We start from the raw sequence: 4,928 nt of genomic DNA, 5'->3' as shown, positions 1-4,928 counted from the left end.
CCCAGATCGCCGAAGTCACCGACCTGCTGGCGGGCGAGCATCCCAACAGCGAGCACGTCGCCGACGCGACGACCGGCGTCGCGCACAACGCGGGTGGCACGGTCGCCAGTGCGACCGTTCACGTCCTGGAGGTGGTCGCATGAGCGAACGAAGTGAGCGAATGCGGGTAAGTCAGCGCTTCGCTCTGGAGGTGACGGAGCGATGAGCGATGCCGAATCCGTCGTCGACGCCGGCTTCGACGCGTGGCTCGACGCCGCCGAAGACGGCGACGCGTACTTCCTCGAGTGCGCCAACGGTCACGGCTCCCTGCCGCCGCGACGGGTTTGCCCCGACTGCGGCTCGACCGACCTCGAGGAGGTCACCCTGCCCGAGACCGGCGAGGTCCAGACGTTCACCGTCACGCACGTTCCGACGCCGGCCTTCGAGGAGGACGCCCCGTACGCGACGGCCATCGCCGACTTCGGCCCCGTGCGGATCACCGGGCAGGTCGTCGGCGTCGATCCCGCGACAGTCGAGACCGGGCTCGAGGTCGAACTCGAGATCGCGGTCTCCGAGACGACCGGCGAGCGAGTCATCGGATTCCGGCCGGCGTAGCCGGTTCCCGTTCGATCGTGGCCGTCGCGACGACCGTTTGACGCGCGGTTTCTTTCGGTCGCCAGAGGCTATTTTTCCTTCGGCGAGTACGACCTGCTATGACTCTCTCGTCGCGTATCAAGAGCAGTTTCGTCGCGGGGCTGATTCTGGTCGCGCCGCTCGCGGTCACGCTGTACATTCTTCGATTCCTCGTCAACTGGTCGTTACAGTTCGTCACGCCGGTCGTTCGCGCCGCGGGGCTGGCACAGTACACACGAAACGTCGAAGTCGTCGCCCAGCTGTTGGCCGTCGTCCTGATCGTCGCGGCGGTCGTCGTGCTGGGGTTTCTCGCTCAGCAGAGCGTCGGTCGGCACCTGTTCGGCAACATCGGCCGGCTCGTCAACGTGATACCGCTGGTCAGCACGATCTACGGGAGCGTGCGGCAGGTCGCGGACTCGCTGGTTGAGCGGAAGACGAGTTACGAGAGCGTCGTGCTGGTCGAGTATCCTCGCGAGGGCGTCTACATGATCGGTCTCGTCACGGGCGAAAGCCCGCGGGCGGTCGAGGACGTGGCCGGGCAGGACGCCTACAACGTCTTCCTGCCGAACAGTCCGAACCCGACCGCCGGCCGATTGGTGTTGCTTCCGGAAGAGCAGGTCCACGAGGTCGACATGAGCGTGCGTCGCGGGATGCGCCTCATCGTCACGACCGGCATGGGCGACGAACGAGAGGAAGCAGCCGTCTCACCGACGGCGATCGAGAACGTCCCGAAGTAAGCGATCGAAGCCGGCGGAGACGTCCGGCTACTCGTCGACGCCGATACCGGCTCGCGGGAGTTCCGCGCTCAGATATTCGACGAACTTGTCCGGGTGTTCGGCGTGTGGCAGTTGGGTCGCGTAATCGATGACGACCAGATCGAGGTCGGCGGCCTCGGCGAGATCGCGGCCCTCCCGGAGCGGGACGAGTTCCGCATCGCGGCCCCAGACGAGCGTGGTCGGCGTCTCGAGGGCGGCCAGTTCCGTCGCGAGGTCGAACTCGGGGTCGAGGGTGCCCGCGGCGAAGGAAGCAGGGGCGTAGCGCGCGCCGGGCTGGTGGGCGCTGTCCCAGGCGTACTGGACTTCGTCGGCGTCGATGCGGGCGGAATCGTAGTAGCCGTCGCGGTCGTAGAAGTAGCGGATCGACGGCTTGCTCGCGAGCAGGTTGTACAGCGTCGTCCCGACGATGGGCGTCCGCAGAAGGGTGCGGACCCACGGACGTGCGTCGCTCGTCTCCTCCGTGGGACAGATCAACATCAGCCGTTTGATATCGGTCTCGTCGGCGGCGTCGACGGCGAACGCGCCGGTCAGCGAGGATGCGACGACGATCGGCTCGTCGGTGACGTCGGCCGCGAAGTCGCGGATAAACTCGGCGTAGAGCGAGGCCGAGTAGACTAGCGGTGGCCGCTCCGATCTGGCGAAGCCAGGGAGGTCGACCGCGTAAACGTGGTAGTCCTCGGCCAACTGCTCCACGATCGGCGCGAACTCGTGGCTGCTCGCACCCGCGTAGATTCCGTGAAGCAAGAGCATATCGGTGTCGTTCGGATCGCCGGCGACGGTGTAGGTCGTCTCGATCCCCCGCCAGCGATAGGTGCGTTCGATGCCGGGAAGGGGGCTCTCGAGGTCGCCGGCGCGCCGTTTCAGGAGGCGGTTGCCGAGGATGGCCCCGCCGACGGTTCCGAGCGCTGCACCGAGGACTGTTCGGGCTTTCATGGGGGACCGTACGACGGCAACGGCCTTAGGCCTCGGGTTCGGGTTCAGAACGTGTTGGGAATGGGGGTACGAGCGAGCGCTCTATCGCGAGTTCACGTCCGCGTCGGTCTCGAGTTCCTCGAGACAGCCTTCGACGGGCGTCAGCAGATCGTCGGCGATAGTGTAGGGATCGGTCTCGCCGTTTCGGACGGCCTCGGCGAGGTCGTCGATCCCGCCGGCGGCGACGAGTTCGTCCTCGAGGACGGCGTGGAGGTCCTCGCGCAGCAGGGTACGGATCTCCTCGGCGTAGCGCGTGCGCACTTGCTCCGCGTGTTCGCCGGAATCGACGAGATAGGCGCGGTGGGCCGCGAGTTCGTCGATGAACTCGTCGACGCCGGTGCCGTGGATGGCGACGGTCTCGACGATCGGCGGCGTCCAGTCTTCGTCGGTCTCGTCGTCCTCGTCCGGCTCCCCGTCCCAGTCGTCGTGGGCGTCGATGACTTCCTGGCTGTGGTGGCCGCCGCCACCGGTGAGGTCGCTCCCGTCGCCGAGCTGGACCATCTCTCGCAGTTCCTGAACGGTCCGGTCGGCCCCGTCGCGGTCGGCCTTGTTGACCACGAAGATGTCGGCGATCTCGAGGATGCCGGCTTTCAGCGTCTGGATGTCGTCGCCCGAGCCCGGCGGGACGAGGACGGCGACGCTGTCGGCGGTCCGAACGATGTCGATCTCGTTCTGGCCGGCACCGACGGTCTCGATGATGATCTTGTCCTTGCCGAAGGCGTCCATCGCTTTGACCGCGTCCGCGGTCGCCGTCGAGAGCCCCCCGAGCGTGCCGCGGGCGCTCATCGATCGGACGAAAACGTCCATATCGCCCACCGTCGAGGCCATCCGGATCCGATCGCCCAGTACGGCCCCGCCGGTAAACGGCGAGGAGGGGTCGATCGCGATGATCCCGACGGTTTCACCCCGATCCCGGTAGGACTCTGCCAGCTTGTCGACCAGGGTGGACTTTCCCGCACCCGGCGAGCCGGTGATTCCGATCACATCGGCGTTGCCCGTGTGCGCGTACAGTTCCGAGACCAGATCGCGATAGCCGGGCGAACGGTTCTCGATCTTCGAAATGGTCCGGGCGAGCGCGCGGTGTTCCCCCGCCAGCAGCGCCTCGAGCAGCGTCCGGTCGTCGGGGTCCACGCTCATCGCTGGGACGCGTTCTCGCGGACGAACTCGATGGTCTCCTCGATCGAGGTTCCGGGGCCGAAGATCGCCGCGACGCCCGCTTCCTCGAGTCCCTCCCGATCCTCGTCGGGGATGACGCCGCCGGCGAGGACGAGCGTGTCGTCTTTGGCACCGTACTCTTCGAGGCCGTCCATGATCTTCGGAACGAGGGTGTCGTGCGCCCCCGAGAGGATGGAGATTCCGAGGACGTCGACGTCTTCCTGAACCGCGGCCTGGACGATTTCGTCGGGCGCTTTGTGCAGTCCGGAATAGATGACCTCGAAGCCGGCGTCTCGAAACGCGCGGGCGATGACGTGAGCCCCGCGGTCGTGGCCGTCGAGGCCGACTTTGGCGACGAGACACCGAGTCGACTCCGCTTCCTGGTCGCTGCTCATACTCACACCATCCCCAGCCGACCGTTTGACTTTAACGGAAAATAGTTCACGTCCGACGCGCAGCGATGGGATTTCGAGACGGGAGCGATTCGGGGAGTGCGGGGTCGGTCGACTGATAATTCGCGTCGTGACTGTCACGTCGACCCGAAACCGTTCCGAACCAAAGGCTAAAGAGCGAAACGACCGAACATTCCGGTAATGACTATCATTCGTCTGCTGCGGAGGGATCTATCGTGGGCGTTGAAATAAAAGAAACGCGAGTGACCGACGCCGAGTTCGAGGCGATGAAGGGATTCGTCTTCGAGTACCTCGCCGCGAGCGTCGAGAAAGAAGACGAGGGCGGTCGGATGCGCTGGTACCCCTGGCATTCCGCCGAATACCGGCACAACCACATCCTCAACGTGGTCGATCTCGCGGTCGAGATCGCCGAGGAAGAGGGCGCGGACACCGACGTCACCCGCGTCGCCGCCCTCTTTCACGACGTCGCCAAACTCGAGACAGACCAGGAACTCCACGCGGAGGCCGGCGCTCGCGTCGCCCGCGAGTACCTCGAGTCGCGCGGGGAGTATCCCGAGTCGTTCGTCCAGCAGGTGTGTCGCGCCATCGAACACCACTCCCATCAGGGCGATCTGACCGACCTCGCGCTGGAGACGCAGTGTCTCATCGAAGCCGACCTGCTCGACAAGGTCGGCGCGAACGGTACCGCCCTCATGTTGCTCCGGATGGGGTACGAGGCCCGCACGCACATGGAGTGCGACGAGATGATCGAGCGCGTGCTCGAGCGCGGCTACGACGCCGCCTCGCGGGTCGAGAGCGACACTGCCGAGAGCATCGCCCACCAGCGCCTGAAACGCGTCAAGTGGTTCAGCGAGTGGCTCGAGGACGAGATCGCCGCGCTGGGCGAGTAGCCCGTCGTTCAAACGAGCCGAAGCGCGCCCATCGCGAGAAAGAGCAGGCCGAACCCGACGAGGACGACCGCGCTCAGCCCGGCGACCGCGGGTGCGAAAGCGTCGACGCG

6 protein-coding genes and 1 pseudogene are annotated in these 4,928 nt (G+C 66.1%); 4 read left to right on the top strand and 3 right to left on the bottom strand.

The annotated features are described in order from the left end of the window. The 3 genes and pseudogenes from PGX04_RS25095 to PGX04_RS25085 all read left to right on the top strand — a co-directional run. Positions 1-143: pseudogene (locus tag PGX04_RS25095) on the top strand (3-ketoacyl-CoA thiolase); the annotation flags it as partial. A 58-nt stretch (positions 144-201) separates the two neighbouring features. Beyond that, entirely contained in the window at positions 202-594 is a 393-nt protein-coding gene (locus PGX04_RS25090) for a Zn-ribbon domain-containing OB-fold protein (protein WP_273740993.1), read from the top strand. A gap of 98 nt (positions 595-692) precedes the next feature. Further along, entirely contained in the window at positions 693-1,349 is a 657-nt protein-coding gene (locus tag PGX04_RS25085) for a DUF502 domain-containing protein (RefSeq protein ID WP_273740992.1), read from the top strand. Between the two features lie 27 nt (positions 1,350-1,376). On the opposite strand, the gene PGX04_RS25080 is transcribed toward PGX04_RS25085, so the two are convergent. From PGX04_RS25080 to PGX04_RS25070, 3 genes are all read right to left on the bottom strand, one after another. Next, complete coding sequence (locus PGX04_RS25080; RefSeq protein WP_273740991.1) at positions 1,377-2,321, bottom strand: alpha/beta fold hydrolase; 945 nt, start codon at positions 2,319-2,321, stop codon at positions 1,377-1,379. Positions 2,322-2,402: 81 nt separating this feature from the next. Continuing rightward, positions 2,403-3,497, bottom strand: a complete 1,095-nt coding sequence (meaB, locus tag PGX04_RS25075) for a methylmalonyl Co-A mutase-associated GTPase MeaB (RefSeq protein WP_273740990.1) — start codon at positions 3,495-3,497, stop codon at positions 2,403-2,405. After that, positions 3,494-3,910 carry a cobalamin B12-binding domain-containing protein gene (locus PGX04_RS25070; protein WP_273740989.1) on the bottom strand — a complete coding sequence of 139 codons (417 nt, stop codon included), beginning with the start codon at positions 3,908-3,910 and terminating at the stop codon, positions 3,494-3,496. The genes meaB and PGX04_RS25070 overlap by 4 nt, the downstream gene beginning before the upstream one ends. A gap of 233 nt (positions 3,911-4,143) precedes the next feature. Here PGX04_RS25070 and PGX04_RS25065 point away from each other — a divergent pair, with 233 nt between their 5' ends. Continuing rightward, positions 4,144-4,818 carry an HD domain-containing protein gene (locus tag PGX04_RS25065; protein WP_273740988.1) on the top strand — a complete coding sequence of 225 codons (675 nt, stop codon included), beginning with the start codon at positions 4,144-4,146 and terminating at the stop codon, positions 4,816-4,818. The last annotated feature ends 110 nt before the right edge of the window (positions 4,819-4,928 follow it).

It is taken from the genome of Natrinema soli (genome assembly GCF_028618695.1).
This window is presented reverse-complemented; position numbering and strand designations above follow the sequence as displayed.

Excerpts from the sequence above, each read along its gene's own strand:
- PGX04_RS25090 (WP_273740993.1), top strand. The coding sequence starts at position 202 with ATGAGCGATGCCGAATCCGTCGTCGACGCCGGCTTCGACGCGTGGCTC.
- PGX04_RS25085 (WP_273740992.1), top strand. The coding sequence starts at position 693 with ATGACTCTCTCGTCGCGTATCAAGAGCAGTTTCGTCGCGGGGCTGATT.
- PGX04_RS25080 (WP_273740991.1), bottom strand. The coding sequence starts at position 2,321 with ATGAAAGCCCGAACAGTCCTCGGTGCAGCGCTCGGAACCGTCGGCGGG.
- meaB (WP_273740990.1), bottom strand. The coding sequence starts at position 3,497 with ATGAGCGTGGACCCCGACGACCGGACGCTGCTCGAGGCGCTGCTGGCG.
- PGX04_RS25070 (WP_273740989.1), bottom strand. The coding sequence starts at position 3,910 with ATGAGCAGCGACCAGGAAGCGGAGTCGACTCGGTGTCTCGTCGCCAAA.